The sequence below is a fragment of the Vibrio hibernica genome (genome assembly GCF_015223435.1).
GTDB classification, from domain to species: Bacteria; Pseudomonadota; Gammaproteobacteria; order Enterobacterales; family Vibrionaceae; genus Vibrio; species Vibrio hibernica.
The window spans coordinates 128,576-148,791 of record NZ_VHKO01000001.1 but is presented as its reverse complement, the minus strand read 5'-3'; the positions used below and the strand labels follow the sequence as shown (position 1 = coordinate 148,791).

General features: G+C 38.9%; 19 protein-coding genes. 3 read left to right on the top strand and 16 right to left on the bottom strand.

Annotated elements, in window-relative coordinates; translation table 11 throughout:
- Window positions 1-8 precede the first annotated feature (8 nt).
- The 7 genes from FH976_RS00640 to FH976_RS00610 form a co-directional block, all read right to left on the bottom strand.
- Complete coding sequence (locus tag FH976_RS00640; protein ID WP_194088970.1) at window positions 9-878, bottom strand: DUF2861 family protein; 870 nt, start codon at window positions 876-878, stop codon at window positions 9-11.
- 4 nt (window positions 879-882) lie between these two features.
- Window positions 883-1,539 (bottom strand): response regulator transcription factor VxrB, encoded by a 657-nt coding sequence (gene vxrB / locus FH976_RS00635; protein WP_194088969.1) that lies wholly within the window; start codon window positions 1,537-1,539, stop codon window positions 883-885.
- Window positions 1,514-2,977 carry a sensor histidine kinase VxrA gene (gene vxrA / locus FH976_RS00630; protein WP_407701620.1) on the bottom strand — a complete coding sequence of 488 codons (1,464 nt, stop codon included), beginning with the start codon at window positions 2,975-2,977 and terminating at the stop codon, window positions 1,514-1,516. The genes vxrB and vxrA overlap by 26 nt, the downstream gene beginning before the upstream one ends.
- Window positions 2,978-3,153: 176 nt before the next feature.
- Window positions 3,154-4,533, bottom strand: coding sequence for a Re/Si-specific NAD(P)(+) transhydrogenase subunit beta (gene pntB / locus FH976_RS00625; protein ID WP_194088968.1), 1,380 nt, complete (start codon window positions 4,531-4,533; stop codon window positions 3,154-3,156).
- 9 nt (window positions 4,534-4,542) lie between these two features.
- Window positions 4,543-6,096, bottom strand: a complete 1,554-nt coding sequence (gene pntA, locus FH976_RS00620) for a Re/Si-specific NAD(P)(+) transhydrogenase subunit alpha (protein WP_194088967.1) — start codon at window positions 6,094-6,096, stop codon at window positions 4,543-4,545.
- 265 nt (window positions 6,097-6,361) lie between these two features.
- Window positions 6,362-6,637, bottom strand: a complete 276-nt coding sequence (locus FH976_RS00615; RefSeq protein ID WP_194088966.1) for an HlyU family transcriptional regulator — start codon at window positions 6,635-6,637, stop codon at window positions 6,362-6,364.
- Window positions 6,638-6,828: 191 nt separating this feature from the next.
- Window positions 6,829-7,812, bottom strand: a complete 984-nt coding sequence (locus FH976_RS00610) for a Solitary outer membrane autotransporter beta-barrel domain (protein WP_194088965.1) — start codon at window positions 7,810-7,812, stop codon at window positions 6,829-6,831.
- Window positions 7,813-7,962: 150 nt separating this feature from the next.
- On the opposite strand from FH976_RS00610, the gene FH976_RS00605 reads away from it, so the two are divergent.
- Together FH976_RS00605 and FH976_RS00600 are read left to right on the top strand one after the other, a co-directional pair.
- Window positions 7,963-9,414 (top strand): protein adenylyltransferase SelO, encoded by a 1,452-nt coding sequence (locus tag FH976_RS00605; protein ID WP_194088964.1) that lies wholly within the window; start codon window positions 7,963-7,965, stop codon window positions 9,412-9,414.
- A gap of 95 nt (window positions 9,415-9,509) precedes the next feature.
- The gene (locus tag FH976_RS00600; protein ID WP_194088963.1) at window positions 9,510-9,962 is read left to right on the top strand and encodes a DUF3069 domain-containing protein; all 453 of its coding nucleotides are present in this window, start codon (window positions 9,510-9,512) and stop codon (window positions 9,960-9,962) included.
- A gap of 78 nt (window positions 9,963-10,040) precedes the next feature.
- Here FH976_RS00600 and mog read toward each other — a convergent pair whose 3' ends face one another.
- The 6 genes from mog to FH976_RS00570 all read right to left on the bottom strand — a co-directional run bounded on the left by mog (window position 10,041) and on the right by FH976_RS00570 (window position 15,951).
- Window positions 10,041-10,574, bottom strand: coding sequence for a molybdopterin adenylyltransferase (mog, locus tag FH976_RS00595; protein WP_194088962.1), 534 nt, complete (start codon window positions 10,572-10,574; stop codon window positions 10,041-10,043).
- A gap of 305 nt (window positions 10,575-10,879) precedes the next feature.
- Window positions 10,880-12,007, bottom strand: a complete 1,128-nt coding sequence (gene modC / locus FH976_RS00590) for a molybdenum ABC transporter ATP-binding protein ModC (RefSeq protein ID WP_194088961.1) — start codon at window positions 12,005-12,007, stop codon at window positions 10,880-10,882.
- Window positions 12,004-12,720, bottom strand: a complete 717-nt coding sequence (gene modB / locus FH976_RS00585) for a molybdate ABC transporter permease subunit (protein WP_407701618.1) — start codon at window positions 12,718-12,720, stop codon at window positions 12,004-12,006. The genes modC and modB overlap by 4 nt, the downstream gene beginning before the upstream one ends.
- A 47-nt stretch (window positions 12,721-12,767) precedes the next feature.
- Window positions 12,768-13,532, bottom strand: coding sequence for a molybdate ABC transporter substrate-binding protein (modA, locus tag FH976_RS00580; RefSeq protein ID WP_194088959.1), 765 nt, complete (start codon window positions 13,530-13,532; stop codon window positions 12,768-12,770).
- A 114-nt stretch (window positions 13,533-13,646) separates the two neighbouring features.
- A complete protein-coding gene (locus tag FH976_RS00575) occupies window positions 13,647-14,432 on the bottom strand; it encodes a TOBE domain-containing protein (protein ID WP_194088958.1) in 786 nt (261 codons plus the stop codon).
- 19 nt (window positions 14,433-14,451) lie between these two features.
- Entirely contained in the window at window positions 14,452-15,951 is a 1,500-nt protein-coding gene (locus tag FH976_RS00570) for a cobyric acid synthase (protein ID WP_194088957.1), read from the bottom strand.
- Window positions 15,952-16,128: 177 nt separating this feature from the next.
- On the opposite strand from FH976_RS00570, the gene FH976_RS00565 reads away from it, so the two are divergent.
- Window positions 16,129-17,553, top strand: a complete 1,425-nt coding sequence (locus tag FH976_RS00565; RefSeq protein WP_194088956.1) for an MltF family protein — start codon at window positions 16,129-16,131, stop codon at window positions 17,551-17,553.
- A 136-nt stretch (window positions 17,554-17,689) separates the two neighbouring features.
- Here FH976_RS00565 and FH976_RS00560 read toward each other — a convergent pair whose 3' ends face one another.
- The 3 genes from FH976_RS00560 to nrdG form a co-directional block, all read right to left on the bottom strand.
- Entirely contained in the window at window positions 17,690-18,379 is a 690-nt protein-coding gene (locus FH976_RS00560; protein ID WP_194088955.1) for an ATP-dependent zinc protease family protein, read from the bottom strand.
- A 41-nt stretch (window positions 18,380-18,420) separates the two neighbouring features.
- Window positions 18,421-19,605 carry an amino acid aminotransferase gene (locus tag FH976_RS00555; protein ID WP_194088954.1) on the bottom strand — a complete coding sequence of 395 codons (1,185 nt, stop codon included), beginning with the start codon at window positions 19,603-19,605 and terminating at the stop codon, window positions 18,421-18,423.
- A 116-nt stretch (window positions 19,606-19,721) separates the two neighbouring features.
- Window positions 19,722-20,195, bottom strand: coding sequence for an anaerobic ribonucleoside-triphosphate reductase-activating protein (gene nrdG / locus FH976_RS00550; RefSeq protein ID WP_194088953.1), 474 nt, complete (start codon window positions 20,193-20,195; stop codon window positions 19,722-19,724).
- Window positions 20,196-20,216: the final 21 nt, after the last annotated feature.

Sequence of the window (20,216 nt, the reverse complement as noted above, 5' to 3'; positions counted from 1 at the left end):
ATGAACCCTTAATTAGATAAATCGTACGTTTTATTAATCACTTGTTTATATTCAATTGAAATTAGACCTTGCCAATGTTTATGTGTCATTGAAACCCCTAGTAAATAGCGGTTGGCCGGTAAGTTTGATGCTGGTACAGTTTTCGGATAATTTGATTCATATTCTTCTGACCACACTTTTTTGTAGTCACCATCGAGTATTCCATAAAGCATCACGTCCAAAACTGGTAATGGACAATATCGATTCAGTAAAGCTGTTTTATCAATGATCCAACTATCTTTAGATTTCCATCTTACTGATTGCTCATTATTCGGACTGGCTAAAATGACCCAGTGCTCCCAATTCTTTCCAGATGTTGTCTCTAATTGTATTTTATATAAACCACTTTCGATTTCTGTATTAAGATCGATTTGGCTATTGTTATGATATTTATCATTTACTTTTTCGTTGGTTAATTTTGCATGAGTCAGTAAAGACCGACTCGGCCAACGTATAAACGATAATTTATTAATATCTAACGTAGTAAGCACATCAATGTTTAAACTATAACTTAGCCGTCCGGTATTTTGGACTTCTTGCCTTTGAATTGTAAGCTTATCTAACCAATGTGGATAGCCAGAAGGATCAAACCCTCGACCACAATCAACATCTAAACCTTTGAGTAATAAACCATCTAGATGTTCTTTTTCATATGGCTCAGGATTACTTTGCCAAGCTTCAACCATAGAATCAAAGCTTTGTTTTAAGTCTCCTTCAAGCAAAGCTTTATGAGCACGAATGATTGACGTTTGTTCTGTAAACCATTCTCTTGCTGCCCAACTGTGGTTGGGCAACAAGAGAATAAGAAGTAATAATAATCTAGGCTCAATTTTCAGCATATTATTAAGCTTTCATTTTATAACCGACACCACGTAATGTTTCAATCTTGATACTTGGGATTTTCTGACGAAGCTGTAATATATGAGTATCTACAGTACGAGTCGTTGGAAAGTGATTATAGCCCCATACATGATCAAGTAGCTCATCACGTGTAAAAACACGACCTAAATTTGCCGCGAGGAAGACAAGTAAGTCAAACTCGGTACGAGTCATTGTAATGATTTCTTCGCCAAATTTAACTTCACGTGTCGTTTTATCAATAAGAAGTTCACCAACAATAACTTTACTTCCATCATCCTCCCCTTCTGGAACTCTTAGCTGTGCCCTAATACGAGCAAATAGCTCTGCTTCTGCAAAAGGTTTAGTTAAGTAATCATTCGCTCCGGCATCTAACCCTGAAACTTTATCTTTAACAGAAACAAGTGCCGTTAAAAGAATAACAGGGACTGATTTGATTTGCTTCCAATCCGCTAAAAATGTCACAGAATCACCATCAGGTAATTGTCTATCGAGAATGACTAAATCTGCTTTATCCCATAAAGCTGCTACATCAGCAGCCAGTTCAGCATGTAAACATTCATAACCCGCTTGTTCCAAACTAACTAATAATCCGTCAGCAAGGTTGCGATCATCTTCAACGAGTAGCAGTGTCTGTTTCACAGGGAATCTCCAATTTAAATGTCGTCGGTGGACCACTTAGGCTCATATTGCCTCCCATACGAGCAACCATTGATTCAACAATCGTTAACCCAAGGCCTAAACCACTTTTACTAACAAATGGTTTGCGAAGTTTTGTCCAATCTTTTTTTGTTAGTTGTCCTTGATCAATGACTTCAAGCACTAATTTATTTTTATGCGTTGTTGCTTTTAATAATACTGGAGCTATACCATATTTACAGGCGTTACGTACTAAATTATCGACACATGTGCCTAACCAATAAATATTTACTTTCACGGCTAAGTCCTGATTTAATTCAATCGATATATTAAAATCAGACTCCTCATAACGGTACTCGAGCCATTCACCAACCGAAGGTATCCACTCTGTCGCTAATATCTGAGTATCAGATTGGAGATAATCCTTACTAGCTTCGGCTAATTGCCTAAGTCTACGAGTATCTTCACATAATCGTCTAAATTCATCATAAACGGTATGTGGTAAATGTTCGAATTCCCGTCGAAAACCTTCAACAGTAAGCGATAGGCTTGCAATTGGCGTTCTTAATTCATGGGTTAATATTTGTAATACTAACATACGGCTTCGTAAGTCTTTACGCTTACTTAACCAACGTGAATAACCCCAGCTGCATATTAAAATTATATTAACGATACCTAAGGCAAATATGCTGTAAAAAAGGGTCTCTGATTCGTTTCTATTATCCCAGCAAACATTGCCATTACGTACATAACAATGCTCCGCTAAATCAAAAGAGCTTACGGATAAGTCTGCTTCTTTTATGTGTAATTCCAGCGTTTTTTTCGAGTAGATTTGATACTCAGTCCCACGCCGTAGCCAAATTTCATTATGAGACAAAATAGTTTCAGAACCGGCAATTAAAGCTGCAATTGCATCATATGGCATTAATTGTAATCGACCTAATAATGTATTTTTAGCCGCTTTTTGTCTTTCCTGCACATGCATAAATGGTGTGAGTGCTTTATATTTATCCGGATGTAATTCGACGTAACGAGCCGCATAAGTTCCTCCTCCTGGGTGAATGAGGTTGGAACGAATAAACCATTTTAAAGGTAAGGGAGTACCTTTGCACATCGCGCGCGCGAAAACTAAAGGTTGTGTCACTAATGGACTGAGAGGATATTTACCTTTGCATGTAGTCGCAATTTTATAAACTTGTTGTAAGTCCTTTAATGGATAATTTGACGTTTGGGGGAGCATACTCTCTGGTGATAACAAGTTTGAAGGGTAGTCGGTTTGAATAACTCTCATATCATAAACAGCAATAGCATCACTATTCGTAAACGACTTTTTAAATTGGGCGATGCGTTCAGGCAACGTGTCAGCATGAGCAGACAACGTTATACAAGAAAAGCTCAATAATAAAATATGTCGTAAATTCAAAAAACTACCTACATTAATTCATTTTAATGAAAGGCATTCTACATTAAAAACAATATGGGCAGTTAGATTCGATATAGTTTTTACATATATTTAACCTATCATTCTATTAGTATACTTTATATTATGATAATTCATTGTTTCTAGATAAATAAAACCAGCCCGAAAGCTGGTTTTTATTGTTTACCGTTTGGTACTTAGAGTGCTTTTGCTATCGCATCTACACTAGCTTTAGCATCACCAAAAAGCATTTGTGTGTTTTCTTTAAAGAACAATGGGTTTTGCACACCGGCATAGCCTGTACTCATCGAACGTTTAAATACAATCACATTCTTAGCATTCCAAACTTCCAATACAGGCATTCCTGCTATTGGGCTATTTGGATCTTCAAGTGCTGCTGGATTCACCGTATCATTCGCACCAATGACAAGAACCGTATCAGTTTCAGGGAAATCATCATTAATCTCATCCATTTCTAATACGATATCATATGGCACTTTTGCTTCAGCAAGTAATACATTCATATGTCCCGGTAAGCGCCCTGCAACAGGGTGAATACCAAATCGAACTTCAACACCTTGTGCACGAAGTTTTTCAGTAATTTCATGAACTGGATATTGAGCTTGAGCAACAGCCATGCCATATCCTGGAGTGATGATAACTGATTTTGAATCCTTCAGCATTTCAGCGACATCTTCAGCCGTTGTTTCACGGTATTCACCCTGCTCTTCATCACCTGTTGTTGTAGTCGTTGGAGCATTACCAAAACCACCGGCAATAACACTGATGAAAGAACGATTCATTGCTTTACACATGATGTATGAAAGAATTGCACCCGAAGAACCGACTAATGCACCCGTTACGATAAGCAGATCATTGGCAAGCATAAAACCTGCTGCGGCGGCTGCCCAACCAGAGTATGAGTTCAACATTGATACAACCACTGGCATATCTGCGCCACCAATTGAAGAGACTAAATGGTAACCAAATACTAAAGCGATTGCTGTCATCACAAGTAATGCAAGCATGCTGCCATTGCTATTTACAAAGTAGATCATTAATGCAAATGAAACCACAATAGCCAATAAATTCCATTTATGTTTATGAGGAATATTTAGAGCTGATGATGACACTAACCCACGCAGTTTACAGAATGCAACGATAGAGCCACTGAAAGTAACCGCACCGATGAATACGCCTAAGAAAACTTCAACTAAATGAATGTTTAATAAAGCGCCAACTAAAACCCCATGTTCAAAAAAGCTGTTGTAGCCAACAAGTACGGCAGCCATACCAACAAAGCTGTGTAAAATTGCTACCAATTCAGGCATTTCGGTCATTTCAACTTTTTTGGCTAGATAAATACCAATAGCCCCACCAATGACCATGGCTAAAATAATCCAAGTGATACCCGAAGAATCAGGGCCAAAAATGGTAGCGATTAAAGCAATTGCCATACCCGCGATGCCATAATAGTTACCAAAACGAGCGCTATCTTGTTTAGAAAGACCAGCAAGGCTCATGATGAAAAGAATAGCGGCAACAATGTATGCCGCTTGTACTAATCCTGCAGACATATATTACCCTTATTTTTTACGAAACATTTCAAGCATACGTTTGGTCACAGTGAAGCCACCAAATATATTTATGCTTGCGATTAAAATTGCGATGAAAGACAAAACTGAAACAATGCCATTTCCTTGCCCAATTTGGAGTAATGCCCCCACCACAATAATACCTGATATTGCATTCGTCACAGACATGAGCGGTGTATGCAAAGAATGAGATACATTCCAAACAACGTAATAACCAACAACACACGCTAAAACAAAAACTGTAAAGTGTGACAAAAACTCAGCAGGCGCAACACTTGCGATCCAAGCGAATACGCCAGCGGCTATTGCCATGCTTGCTACTTTTTTCGTCGGCGAAATTGGTGTCGCTTCTTTTTTCACTGGTGCCGCTTTTAGTTTCGGCGCAGCTTGTGGCTGAGCTGAAACTTGGATTGGCGGAGCCGGCCAAGTCACCTCACCGGCTTTAACTACAGTTACACCGCGTAAAACTACATCATCGAAATCGATATTAATATTGCCATCTTTTTCTTTGCAAAGCAGTTTTAGAAGGTTAACTAAGTTCGTACCATAAAGTTGTGAAGACTGCGTTGGAAGACGGCCGACCATATCTGTATAACCAATAATGGTGACGCCATTTGGTGTTTTGATCACTTTATCGGCTTCAGTATAAGCGCAGTTACCACCATTCGCGGCCGCAAGGTCAACGATAACGCTACCCGCTTTCATACTATCAACCATTTCTTTGGTGATCAGTTTTGGTGCTGGGCGACCAGGAATTAAAGCTGTCGTAATAATGATGTCGACATCTTTCGCTTGGGCTGCATAAAGTTCTTCTGCTTTTTTATTAAAAGCATCAGACATCTCTTTTGCATAACCATCACCAGAACCCGATTCCTCTTTGAAATCAACTTCTAAGAAGTCAGCACCCATCGATTGAACTTGTTCTTTTACTTCAGGGCGAACATCGAATGCACGAACAATCGCACCTAGACTACCTGCTGCCCCAATAGCGGCAAGGCCAGCAACACCCGCGCCAGCAACCAGTACTTTAGCCGGTGGGACTTTACCTGCTGCGGTAATTTGCCCAGTAAAGAAACGGCCAAATTGATGAGCAGCTTCCACAACAGCGCGGTAGCCAGCAATATTTGCCATTGAGCTCAACGCATCTAATGCTTGTGCACGAGAAATACGAGGAACAGAGTCCATCGCCATCACGTTAATATTTTTAGTCGCAAGTTTTGCTAATAATTCTTCATTTTGCGCTGGCCAAATAAAGCTTATTAAACTAGCACCATCTTGAATGAGCTCAAACTCATCCACGCCAGTTGTGGCATTTACTTGAGGTGCGTTCACTTTAAGGATGATCTCAGAACTCCACACATCTTGTGTAGAAACAATCGTAGCTCCAGCCGCCTCAAATGATGCATCATCAAAATTTGCATGATCACCAGCACCAGATTCAACTGATACGGTAAATCCCAGCTTTAATAGTTGCTCTACCGTTTTCGGTGTTGCAGCGACTCGCGTTTCACCCGCAAGTATTTCTCTAGGTACACCAATCTGCATAGTAATTCCTTGGACATTGGCAATAAAATTAGTGGTTATCTAACTCGTATAATTACGAACATAAGATAATAATCGTAAACATCATGTAATAAAAAAACAAAAACTCATGACTTATAAAGCTAAGTTATATCGATTCTCACCTTTATTAAGTAAAAAAACAACAAGATAGAAAAGAAAACAGGTCATACCTGAAATGTATAGAGATCATGTTGAGTGTAAATCATGCACTTACTAGCCAACATTTAATCATGAACAACATTTAAGATTAAAATATCGTCGAGCCAGATTGATCAATAAATAATTTAGCTTTCTTCAGCATCAATTGGTTTGCATCATTTTGAGAACTTAAAACATCCGACCGAATGAAACGATGGGTTTTTGTTTCACCTTCTAGCTCTTTCGTGATGCGGCCAGCAACTCTATATTGTGAACCTTCAGAGACTGAATCTGCATAAATTAAGAAGCCACTATATTCAACCGGTTCAACAGATGCCTTTTCAACGTTCTTCGTACTGGTAAATAATTTAGAAAATAGTCCCAATGGAGTCTCCTTATAATTGTGGTTTTGATATCCGGTTCGAGTGTAGGCTAATACAGGTTGAACATTTTAAAAAGACGATTTTTGTAATGGCATTGATAGGTATGACTGACTGAGCTTGTTGGTATTCACGATAGCCATCCGATAAATAAAAATACATTCTCTATTATTAGAGATTAAATGCGATATAGAATTTAGTCTTGGTTGAAGAACAATACCAAACTTCCACCTTTAAGTGCACTGCCGTAATTTACATTAATGCCAATACCTACGTTATCGACCCAGTCACGTAAAATCGGCGGAGTCAGTAACCACCCTAGCGAAAATTCATAATAATGCTCAGTACCAAAAGAGGCGACAGGATCACCCCCTAAATCAACACGCTTAAAACTAGTATACATAGACGGGATGTAGCCAGCCCAGTTAGTCATATTATAATTAGCCTTAATACCATTCACTAAATACCAACCGTTTGGGTTACCCGAATCATAACGGTGCTCTTTATCCCAAGACTTACCATAAAAATAATTCAAATCGCTGGTATAGCGCCAATAGCCCCATTTACGCTGAAATTTATAGTCAAAAGCGAGGTGTGGTTGAGCGATATAAGCACGACTAGAGGTATTGTATGCCGCGCCATCTAAAGTCGGCTGCATATTTTGGCTTTCGCTGCTATTGTAAGAATGCGTATTTTCGTAGTACATGAAATGACTACCGAGCCCATATAACACGCGCCAGTTATCAGTAATGTTAAAAATTAAATTATACCCAGCATAGCCACTGTAAACTTTATTAACATCTAAATCTGCTGGTATGTCAGGCCGATCATCTAAGCGCGTTTCATTTTCAAAATAAACATAAGAAGCACGGACGGAAAACTCATGATGGAAGCGTTCTGTTGCCCCATCAAGTTCCCAGCTATAAGGAAAGGTTGTAACGGCTACTCGACTACGCAAATTCAGAGATTGATCATCGCCAAGGTTTTCATCCTGAAAGGGAGTAATAGCATTAGGGTTGAAATCTTGCACGCCAAAGGTAATGACATCACTATTTGTTAAAATAACCGCCGTAGAAAAAGTTTGCTCTGCCCGCGAATATACGGACATCTCAGCTCTAGCAAAGGTTATAAATGTCAAATTAAGAACGATAACGGCAAATATTGTCGTTAGTTGTGTCATTTATGAACCCCAGATCTTTTGACCATTAGCTATGCGAATTATTACCGAAAATTGTACTAAAAGAACACTGATACACAAAGCCCTTATTTTACTCTGTGTTTATCTTAATGGAGCTATGATAATTTGGTGACTTATCTAATGAGGTTTACTATGTCTGCTTGGTCTTCAGTCACATTACAATATCGTTTTCATCAACTTACAAACGGGTTTTATCAAACGGTTTTGCCTACACCTCTTCAGTTACCGGAATGGGTGGATTGGAACAGTGATCTCGCTGAATTATTATCACTACCTAAAGAACCTAGTCCCCAATTATTGTCAGAGTTTTCAGGGCAAATATTACCGGATGAATTTCGCCCTATTGCCATGAAATATGCGGGGCATCAATTTGGCCAATATAATCCAGATTTGGGCGATGGGCGTGGGTTGTTGGTTGCAGAAATAAAAGCTAAAAATAATCTTACTTATGATGTTCACATCAAAGGCGCGGGATTAACGCCTTTTTCTCGCCAAGGTGATGGACGCGCGGTATTGCGTTCCAGTATTAGAGAATATTTGTGTTCAGAAGCGTTGCATCATTTAGGTATGCCAACAAGTCGAGCTTTAGGGTTAATTAACAGCCGAACCCCTGTTTATCGTGAAAAAACTGAAACAGGTGCAATTTGTATCCGAGTTGCAGAAAGTCATATTCGATTTGGTCATTTTGAACATTTTTTTTATACCGGTCAGCATGACCAATTAAAACAACTACTCGATTTTTGTATTGATCACTATTTCGTAGCCAGTCAAAAAACTGAAAAGCCTTACTTATCCATGTTTGAACAGGTGGTGATGTCTACCGCTCAACTTATTGCAAAATGGAATGCGTTTGGTTTTGCTCATGGTGTACTCAATACCGATAATATGTCCATACTTGGGCAAACCTTCGATTTTGGACCGTTTGGGTTTTTAGATGCTTATCAGCCTAATTACATTTGTAACCATTCAGATTATCAAGGTCGTTATGCATTTTCGAACCAACCCAATATTGGTTTGTGGAACCTAACCGCTTTAGCTCATGCCCTATCACCATTCATTGAGCGCAGCGATCTCGATAGCGTATTAGAAAAATATGAACCGGAACTTAATCAAGAATACAGCCGACTAATGCGCAACAAAACAGGTCTGAATACTAAACAGCCTCAAGATGGTGAATTGTTCAATCAATTATTCACTTTAATGGCAGAAAACAAAACTGATTATACTCGATTTTTCCGTCAGCTTTCTATGCTCGATCAGGATAATGAACAAGCGATTCTTGATTTGTTTATTGATCGATCCAAAGCCAAACAATGGTTAGATCGCTATTTAAAACGTGTAGAACAAGAATCTGAATCTATACAACAGCGCTGCCAAGCCATGCGATCATTCAACCCAAAATACATTTTACGTAATCATCTTGCTCAAATTGCAATAGATAGAGCAGAGGAAGGTGACTACAGCGAAGTGAAAGTATTAATGGAATTACTTAAAAATCCGTACGAAGAACAACCAAAGTTTGATCATTACTCCAATTTACCGCCTTCTTGGGCGCAGGAACTTGAGATCAGTTGCTCTTCTTAACATGCTTATACATAATGGCACATGCCCAAAGCGGTATGGATAAGACGAATGTAAGCGTATGAATATCATGCGTAGGATTAATTGAGGTTTCCTTTATGTCAGAACAACAAGACCAAGTGATCGAAGAGTCAGTAGAAGATAGTGTAGATCTAAGTACTTACTCGCCAGAATTGCGTCATTTAATCGAATTCGAAGAAGTACCAGAACAAGCTATCCCAATGGTAACGTCTATTCATGATGTTTCAGAAGAAGCCGTACGCGATGTATGGGATGAGCTTCCGGCTAGCGCACAAAATATTCTAGATAATTTTGAGCAATTTCATGCATTGATTTCTGTAGGACAAACGTTCTCAGCTATCGATTTAATGCAAGAATTTGAAACAATGAAACTTCCTGCTGATATGGACGATGCCGGTAAGGAAGAATACCGAGCTTCATTGTTGGATAAAGTATTACAAAACTGCGTTAAAGATATGGTTAAACAGCTTAAGAAAGCACGCCGTGATCCTATCTTGAAAAAAGATTTCATCGATATTTTTAAGAAATAGATCTTTTGTAACACTGATAAAAAACGCCGATAACTTGATAATTATCGGCGTTTTTTATGCTTGTCTTTTGAAGGTTAACTACTTAGCTTTAGGACGAAACGGTTTTATCACGCTTTCATTGCACTCTAAAAATGGGCCTTCCATCAAATCAATACAATAAGGAATCGCAGGGAAAACAGCATCTAAACATTCACGAATTGATTTTGGTTTGCCCGGTAAGTTCACTAATAAACTACTTCCACGTAAACCAGCAGTTTGGCGAGACAAAATGGCTGTTGGTACAAATTTTAATGATTCTGCGCGCATCAATTCACCAAAGCCAGGCATCATACGATCGCATACGGCTTCCGTCGCTTCTGGAGTAACATCTCGCTTTGCAGGGCCTGTTCCGCCCGTAGTCACCACAAGACAACAACCTTCTTCATCAACCATTTTAATTAACAATGCTTCAATCTGAGCTTGTTCATCAGGAATTATTTGATAAACCGGTTCCCATTCTGAAGTCAGGTAATCATTTAATGTATCGATAATCGCTAGGCCAGATAAATCTTCATACACACCCTGGCTCGCGCGATCGCTGACCGTGACAATCCCGATCTTTGCTTTACTCATTTCTAGCTCCTGAATCATTACTTAAACCTCAACCTATAAAGGTTATTATTGTGAAATAAGATACCCTTTCAAGCTGAAAATGAACATAGCCATTATTGATTATACTCATGTTTCCCTTCTAAAATTCCGCCTAAAATTGATTGTTTATCCAAACAGTTATGTACGCTTGAATCAATATTACTGACTCTAAATACGTACCTACCTGCTTTCAATTAGAGATACTATGTCAATGGTGATAAAAACTAAAAAAGCCTTGAGGGTATTCAGTCTTTCAAGGCCTTTATAGTAGTGGTTATTAGAATGTTTTACCCTTTACGTGCCATATCTCTATTTGTCAGACTGACGCCTTTTATTTGTGCATACACCTTTTGTCCTTCATGCAAATGGAGATCATCATAAGCCCACGCAGTAATATTAGCCCATAAACAAGTGTCCAATGAGTTAAGGTTATTTTGATGATGTTGATTGCCTAATTTCAGCAATACCGAAACAGGTGCCATTGGATCGGTAATATCTGCCAACTTAACTATAGTGGCAGGCAAAATATTACGAATAGAGGTATCTGACGCATGTTCCAAGGTAATGGACACATCACTAGCATGAATACGGATCCGTAATGTTTCTTCGCGCTGACCTTCTATGCCCGACATCCAGACTCCAACTTGTGATCCGAACTCTACATAGGTGACATCGTAACGTTCATGCCGGTGCTTTACTTTACCTTTAAATAGCGTACTAAGTTCATTACTATTATGCCAAGCTGCTAACGCCGGCGAACGCCATAATGTTTCAATATCGCCCGCTTCTTTCACTCGCCCATCTTCAATTAAAAGCATGTGATCTGCCAAATGTAAAATCTCATCCATACTATGTGTCACATAGAGAATCGGGATATTCACTTCTGAAGACAAGCGCTCTAAAAAAGGCATAACCTCTTGTTTTCTTGGTAAATCAAGCGAAGCTAATGGCTCATCCATAAGCAAAATATCAGGCTCAGAAAGTAACGCTCTAGCAATCGCACAACGCTGTTTTTCTCCACCGGATAAATCTGCAGGGTATCGGCTTAATAAGTTAGACAGATCGAGTAATTTGACCACTTGTTCTAGTTTTTTAGCATCCACTTGACCTTTCACACCATAGAGTAGATTGCCTTTTACTTTATAGTGGGGAAATAATCTTGCTTCTTGAAATACATAGCCAATCTTGCGTTTTTCAATCGGTTTATTGATACCAAGTTCTGAATCAAATAACACATGATCATCTTTGGTGATTCGTCCAGAAGTCGGATTCTTTAACCCACTAATCGCATTGATGACACTGGTTTTACCCGCACCAGAACGCCCAAAAATAGCCGTGATCCCTGTTGCTGGAATGTCGGCATCAATATTTAACTCAAATTGATCAAGCTTTTGATGGAAGCGCAATGAAATCATACGCCACTACCTCCTGCCGTATTTGAGAGCCCCAGTTTGGTTTGACTTTTTTTGGTTAGCCATTCAGAACAGAGTAAAGACAGCAAAGCAATGATCACCGAGATAACACATAAACGTGCGGCTTGAAACTCTGCGCCAGGCGTTTGAATAAAATTATACATCGCTAAAGGGAGTGTTTGAGTTTGATTCGGAATATTAGCCACAAAGCTAATCGTCGCACCAAACTCACCAAGGCTACGGGCAAATGACAGCATCGCCCCCGTAATAATTCCTGGCAGTACTAACGGCAAAGTGATGGTAAAGAAAACTTTTATAGGAGCGGCCCCTAATGTTCGGGCTGCTTGCTCTAATTTTGGGTCGACATTCATTAAACTTAAACGAATGGATCGTACCATCAGTGGTAATGCAACGATGGCAGAAGCCAAAGCAGCACCTTTCCAATTAAAACTGAATACCAACCCAAAAACACTATAAAGCCACTGGCCAACAACACCCTGTTTGCCCATTGTTATCAATAAAAGGTAGCCAATAACAACCGGTGGTAAAACGAGAGGAAGGTGAATAAGGCTATCAAGCAGTCTTTTGCCATAAAACTCTTTCTTTACAAGCAGCCATGAGAAAAATATACCTACAGGCAATAAAAATAATACCGCCGTTGAAGATACTTTTAGGCTCAATAGTAAAGCTTGTATTTCATAATCGGTTAATACCACAACATCCACCTTTTACATCATGCCTATTAATAATGAAAAACCAGTGACTAATAGGCCATTAATGGTGTAAAGCCATATTGAATAAAAGTCTTACTCGCTTCTTCTGTTGCTAAGAATTTAAAAAAGGCTTGGCTTTCAGCTTTGTCATTTAACGTCACAGCAGGATACACAATAGGAGAATGCGTGCTTTCTGGGAAGGTTTGAATAATGGTTACTTTTTTGCTCATTAGCGCATCTGTTTTATATACAATGCCGAATGGTGCTTCACCACGTTCAACTAAAGATAACGTTAATCGAACATTATTACTCGGTGCTGTTTTAGTGGATAGTACTGACCACAATCCCATATTTTCTAAGCTTTCTTTTGCATAAATACCAGCTGGTACACTTTCGGTTTGGCCAATGGCTAAGCGATCATTTCCGAGTAATGCTGGCAACTCTTTAAATGTGCCGGCATCAACATGATTTTTATTGTCACTTCCGCTGCCAATTAGCACTAAGCTATTCCCAACTAACATTTTCACTTTATCTTTAGTTGTCATACCTTTACCTGCTAAATAATCCATCCATTTAGGATTCGCAGAAATAAAAACATCAGCCGGTGCACCTTGTTCTATTTGACGAGCGAGGGTTGAGGATCCTGCGAAAACAGGCACAACCGTATCACCCGTTTGTTGTTTAAATTCTTTACCTAACTCTTTAATTACATCTGTCATCGATGAGGCTGCATACACATGTACATCAGCTGCGATTGCAGGAATAGAAGGTATAATTAATGCAGTAATTAACGCAATTTTTTGACCGTATTTCATAGCAAACCTCTAATGTTTTATGTTAAATCAAATATCGATATGTAACATTGTACATATCGATATGAAAAAGAATACTACGATAAAACGAATAAGTAATCAAAGATTCTGCCAGATTTACAACATACAAGTGATCAAGACCTGATGTGGATCAAATATGCCAACATAAGTATGCTGCATGGTTAAAGGGAATCGTTCCAATATTTGGTTATCAATCGATGCATAAAGTATATCGCCTGCACCTATATCGAGAAAAACCTCACTACGATGTTCACCTTTATTGAGATGAACTAGCCTACCTTTAAGTTGATTATAACCCCCTTCAGATTTCCCTGTTTCAGCAATGGTCACCGCAGGCGCTTTAAATAATAATATGACTTTTTTACCTACGGCTAACTGTAGTTTCTCTGTACTTGAATGCGTTATAACCGTAGTAATAATAGAACCGGATGCCAATTTGGTTTTAATAAGATCATTTAACTCGTTAGTCTCAATGCTGGTAATTGTTCCTGTTAATTGGTTTCGAGCGCTTGTTTTCAGTGAAAAATGACTCATTACATCAAGTAAATTTTCCGTCGGTATCGAGTTATCCAATAAGGCTTTTAAAACCACATGCTGCATTTCATTCATTACGGTATAAACTTTTAGCAATCGGTGCCCAAATTCAGTTAACTTAGCACCACCGCCACCTTTACCGCCTTTCTCACTAAAAATGACTGGTTCAGGTGAAATCGCATTCATCGCATTAATAGCGCTCCATGCTCCTTTATAACTTAATCCCGCGAGTTTTGCCCCTTGGCTAATCGAGCCTGATGAATCGACATGCTTGAGTAGGTTAATACGCTTTGGATTAGCGAACAGTTCTTGATTGTTATTTAATGTGAGTAACGCTTGTAATTCCATTAAAAATTTCTTGGCTTATTCAATCACGGTCAAAAGCCAATTCAGGCCAAAGTAATGGTAGATTTAGGTGCTCTTCAATCGCATCCGCAATACGGTTGATGGCATCTTGTTTCTTCTGAAGAATATCCACAGATTGAGAGGTAAAATCGCATCCAGACCACGTTAGAATTGACTCTAAAGCATCCGGTTTATCAAATACACCATGCAAATATGTTCCAAAGATTTGACCACACTCACTTATCGCACCATCAAGATGATCATCTGTTTTTTCTTTCGAGCTCTCAGACCATTCAATTGGTTGATGATTTCTTATCTCACTTCGCCCCGCATGTATTTCATAACCTTCAATCTTAACAGGCACTTGATTCGGTAAAGTCAGCACACCTTTCATTTGGCGAAGTTGTTTTTCTAACTCTAACTGGGTCTTTAGCTCTAAGTAACCTAGGCCTTGAGATTCCCCAACCTCACCTTCTAAACCTAACGGATCGGAAATATGTTGCCCTAGCATTTGAAAGCCACCACAAATCCCCATCACCTTGCCGCCAAAGCGTAAATGACGCTGTATATCTTTATCCCAACCTTGTTCTTTCAAAAAGTCCAGATCAGAACGAACCAATTTTGTACCAGGTAAAATAATAAAATCAGCGCCTTGTAGTGATTGCCCTTTCGTACGGTATTGGAAATCAATATCGGGATGCAAACGTAATGGATCAAAGTCGGTATGATTACTGATACGCGTTAATACTGGAACAAATACCGTAAACTTTGCGTTATCGTTAAGAACTTGCTCGCTAATCAGTGCATCTTCAGCTTCAATATTTAATCCATGCAAAAATGGTAAAACACCAATAACAGGTTTTCCCGTTTTATTTTCAAGCCAATCGAGTCCGGATTCGAGTAATTTAATGTCACCTCTAAAACGATTAATCACAAAACCAATCACACGATTTTGCTCAGATTCCGATAATAACGCTAAGGTGCCATATAAGTGAGCAAAAACGCCACCTCGGTCAATATCAGCAACAATAATCACAGGAACATCGGCTTCTTCCGCAAATCCCATATTGGCAATATCATTTTCTCGTAGGTTGATTTCAGCTGGGCTACCCGCACCTTCAATCATAATGCTATCGTATTCTTGGCTTAGCTTCTTAAAAGAGTCCATCACAAAAGGCATGGCGATTTTTTTGTAACCGTGAAAATCAATCGCATCCATGGTTTGTAAAGCTTTACCTTGAATAATAACTTGAGCGCCAATATCAGTGTTGGGTTTAAGCAACACTGGATTCATATGGACGCTTGGTTCTATCCCACAGGCAAAGGCTTGTACTGCTTGCGCTCGACCTATTTCACCCCCCTCTTTTGTGACTGCGCTATTCAATGCCATATTCTGAGACTTAAAAGGCGCGACTTTAATCTGCTTACGGGCTAGCACTCGACATAGCCCAGCGACGAGGACACTTTTACCTGCATCGGATGTAGTACCTTGAACCATAAGCGCTTGATGTGCTGCTTTCATGATTATTCTCAATCCCGTTAGTCTTTAATTACATAATTAATCTGAGGTTAATTAAGCAAGTATTAGTCATTGCTTACAAACTCTCATTGTAACGGTGCAAGTCATCCAATGCTATTTGCTTCAAACTCTATTTCACATTACCTTTAAGTAAAGTATTTTACAAAGTGATAACAATCAATGAGAAGATTTCGATTATGGATAATCACATTGCTCTTACTGCCTAACTTGGCTTTTAGTCTTGGAATATCACCATTAATCAAACAGCCCTACACTGGCGATATTCCAGCACTCAAAAAGAAAGGTGTAATACGTGTACTCGTTGCCGCTGATATTGGTTTTTATTACATCGAAAAAGGTCAACCTAAAGGTATTATTGCCGAGCTTTTACAGCACTTTGAAAAGAGTCTGCGCAAAAATAAACTCAAGGTCCAAATCATTCCGGTTCAGCGAGACGAGCTTCTACCTTATCTGAACGCAGGTTTTGGTGATTTAGCCGTCGCCAATTTAACTATCACGCCCGAACGACTAAGAGATAATGACTTTAGTCTGCCGATTATTAGCCAAATACAAGAGCTAATCGTTACCAATAAAAGCGTTCCTAACTTTTCATCTATTAAAGATTTAAGTGGCAAAGAAATTTGGGTGCGTCCAAGCTCAAGCTATTTTGAAAGCTTACAAAGCATTAATAAACAGCTAATAAAGGATGGACTACAACCAGTTTATATCAATTTATTAGAAGAATATTTACAAGATTATGAGTTGATGGAAATGCTTAACCAGGGAATATTATCCGCCACTGTAATTGATAGCCACAAATCTAAATTGTGGGTTAAAACAATGACGAATATCCGTATGCATGATGAACTACCCATTCGGCAGCATGGTGAAATCGCTTGGGCATTACGGAAAAATGAGCCTCAATTAAAACAAGCCGTAAACTCATTCATCCAGAAATCAAAGAAAGGCACCCTTCTCGGTAACGTCATTTATAATAAATATTTGAACCAAACCAAATGGTTAAAAACAGCACTCAGCCCAAAGAAAATAGACCGTTTAAATAATCTATCCGGCATTTTTAAGCTTTATTCAAAGGAATACCAATTTGATTGGTTAATGATTTCAGCTCAATCTTTTCAAGAGTCACGTTTTAATAATAATTTAGTTTCACATGCTGGAGCGATAGGACTGATGCAAATATTACCCAAAACAGCCAAAGAGCCTTACGTTAATATTAAACATATTGAAAAGCCTGAAAATAATGTTCACGCAGGCGTTAAGTACCTTAGGTTTATTAAGGATCGTTATTATAGCGATACTCAAATAACGCCAGAAAACCAATTATATTTCACCCTTGCCTCTTATAATGCTGGCCCTGCCAAAATTAGAAGAATGCGTCAATTAGCAATTAGAAATGGTTATAATCCAAATATTTGGTTTAATCATGTTGAAGTCATGGCGCGAAAATATATTAGTAAAGAGCCGGTAAACTACGTCGCAAATATTAGCCGTTACTATGTTATTTATAAGCAGTTAGCAAAAATTCAACAGCACCGAGAGGATCAGCAAGCACAAAATATAAATCAAAGTTATCGATATTTTTAGGCTCGTGTTGAGTAAGCAGTTAAATGACAAACCATCAATAAGCGCTATTAACGGCTCATAAAAAACCTCTGAGTAATATATCCAAATCTTATTGGTTACTATCGCTCAGAGGTTTCGTTAATCTTTATAATAGAATTTATTTATTGCCAAGTTTCACTTTGGGTTGTACGTATTGACGGCTAATGTCAACCACCGCCTCATCTTGGAAGAAACTTCTTCCCAGCAATACGCCAAAATCCATATGTGTACGATCAGCTAAAGTAAATTCGGTATTCAGTTTTAAGCTACCAACCGTAACCCAACCTTTAACGGTATAACGTTCAACCGTTTTTTCAGAATTAGACTGGCGAATAAACTTGGTAGATACAACGGGTAATGTAAGTTCTTTTGAGGTTTTACCGTCATGTGAAAGCTTAAACTTTACCCATTTTTTACCATCGCGCTCAAAAGCAAGAATATCAACAGCGCTTACTGATGAAGTGGTCGCCCCAGTATCAATACGAGCTCGAACGTTAATATCCAAGCCATCGATATGTATCCATTCTGTTTGCCCTAAAATCAATTTACCTTCAGGTGTTTTAATTCCTGTCGTCATTGCTTTTGTTTTTTTAGGTGTAACGGTTGGCATTGGTTTAGGTTTTACATTTGGGTGTTTTTTTACTGGAGAAAGCTTTGTTTCCGTTTTAGTCGCTGCATCTTCTTTTGTTACGGTGTTAGTACTATTGGACTTTGTTGTTTCATTTGTTTGTGCTTGGTCCGGTGTTATTGAACAACCGACGACAGCAATAGACAATACGACTGGAAAGAGGAAACCCAATTTTTTCATTATACTAACCTTTTATTTATTCAATTTTTAGCGCAGATACATTATCTCGCTAGTGTAGCAATTGCTGATGCAACATACTCGATGTCTTTTTCTTGCAAGCCGGCAATATTAATTCGACCATCACCCACGCCATAAATTCCATAGTCTTGACGTAATTGCAGCATTTGCTTGTCCGAAAATCCTAGCACAGTGAACATACCTTTGTGCGACTTTATAAAATCAAATTGCTCCATATTGTGCTTATTGTTTAACTCTTGACACAAAGCAATACGCAAACCAACCAACCTTTGCTGCATGACGACTAATTCTTGTTTCCACATTTGAGTTAAACTTGAGTCATTCAGTATGCTCGCCACTAAATCAGCACCATGATCAGGTGGCATAGTGTAGGTTGAACGCGCTAAAGTCATTAATTTACCTTTAGCATTATTCACTTCTTGCTGGTTTTTTCCGACCAAGATCGCTGCGCCAGTACGTTCACGGTACAAGCCGAAATTTTTAGAACATGATGCAGTAATCAGCATTTCATCCACATTATTAGCCATATGCTTTACGCCAAGAACATCTTGCTCTAGGCCGTCGCCAAAACCTTGATAAGCGATATCAACAAAAGGTGTAAATCCATTTTTTTGAGCCAATGCTGTAATGGCTTTCCAATCATCAAAACTGATATCGGCGCCAGTGGGGTTATGGCAACAACCATGTAGTAGCACCACATCATTTGTTCCTGCATGAGATAAGTCTTGCAGCATTTTATCAGAATCAACTTGGCGAGTTTCAGGATTAAAATATTGGTAATAACGAACCTTTAACCCTGCCGCTTCCATAACAGGTCGATGATTAACATAACTTGGATTGCTGATCCAAACCGTTGTATCTGGCTGCGCAATTTTCATTAAATCGCCGAGCATACGTAGCGCGCCACTTGCGCCAGGAGTTTGAATCGCTGAGACACGAGAATAAGCGGAAGTATCTTTTAAAATTAAATCGATCATTCCCTGATTGAATACTTCGTTACCTGCTAAGCCAACATACGCCTTGGTTGATTGTTGTTCTGTTTGGCGAATTTGCGCTTGTTTTACCGCAGCCATTATAGGGGTTTGACCTTGACTGTTTTTATACACGCCAATACCAAGATCAACTTTTTCAGATCTAGGATCTTCACGGTAAGCAATAGAAAGAGATAAAATAGGATCTGGTGTAGGGGCAGATAGATGAGAAAGCATAAGACACAACCCTGTGAAATAATTGAATTTAGATAGACCTCCAAATTACCACCAGAGCAAAAAAAAATCGACGAGAATTTTGCTCTCATCGATTCATTTTTAAATCTAATTCATGTTTAGTTCACATCTGTAAAATAATGAATCACCTGATTCGCGCTTCCCTTCCACCTTAAGCTAGGATCCGCCAATGCTTGTTCAAATTTGCCATCAATTAAAACATCCACTAAATCCGTCACTCTTTTTTGCTTAGCTGTTAATTGGGCTAACGTATAACCAGTCCACATCCACACATCTTTACCAATACATTCTTGGCGCACACGTACCAACAATGACAACACATCATCAAGGTTATCCGGATGAAGCGGATCCCCTCCTGATAACGACAAACCGCGCCTTTTGATCCGTTTATCTTGCAAGTCACGAATAATGGCATCTTGGTGTTGTTTCGTGAACAGTTGCCCTGCATTTATCGACCAGGTTGATTGGTTATAGCAGCCTTTACATTGATGAATACAACCCGACACAAATACAGTACAGCGAGTGCCTGGGCCGTTAATGACATCAATGGGATAATATTGTGAGATATGCACTTATAAATTCCCGTTAGCGTA